Origin of the sequence: Allocoprococcus comes (assembly GCF_013300725.1) — a bacterium.
Taxonomy (GTDB): Bacteria; Bacillota; Clostridia; order Lachnospirales; family Lachnospiraceae; genus Allocoprococcus; species Allocoprococcus comes_A.
The window spans coordinates 1-476 of sequence record NZ_JAAIMM010000114.1 but is presented as its reverse complement, the minus strand read 5'-3'; the positions used below and the strand labels follow the sequence as shown (position 1 = coordinate 476).

1 protein-coding gene is annotated in these 476 nt (G+C 47.7%); it reads right to left on the bottom strand.

Annotation, left to right across the window (positions count from 1 at the left end; all coding sequences use genetic code 11):
• On the bottom strand, positions 1 to 476 hold a 476-nt coding region (gene dcm / locus G4407_RS16310; protein ID WP_173689709.1), incomplete at both ends, for a DNA (cytosine-5-)-methyltransferase.

Here is a 476-nt window from a genome sequence, read left to right as displayed (position 1 = left end):
ATTGGAACACCTACATCATATAATCCTGTCTTGCCGCCCATTCCACCTGCCTGTGATGTCAGGGTACAGCTTAGTCCTTTGGGACTGTAGACTCTTTTCCCCTGACTTCCTGCCCGGATTTGAACAAGAGCTGCTCCATTTGTTTCTGGTTCAGGTAATATTTTTCCGGCACATCTGAAATCAAGATATCCGACAATATACACCCGTTTCCTTGCTTGGGGGACTCCGAAATCCTTGCTGTTAAGCACTTTCCATTCGACATGGTACCCCAGTTGCGAAAGCGTACTGAGGATGGTGCAAAATGTCCGCCCCTTGTCATGCGAAAGCAGACCGGGAACATTTTCAAGGATAAAATACTGGGGTCTTTTAGCTTTAAGAAGCCGGGCAATCTCGAAAAAGAGGGTTCCTCTTGCATCTGCAAATCCTTCTCGCTTTCCGGCGATAGAGAATGCCTGGCAAGGAAATCCTGCACAGAG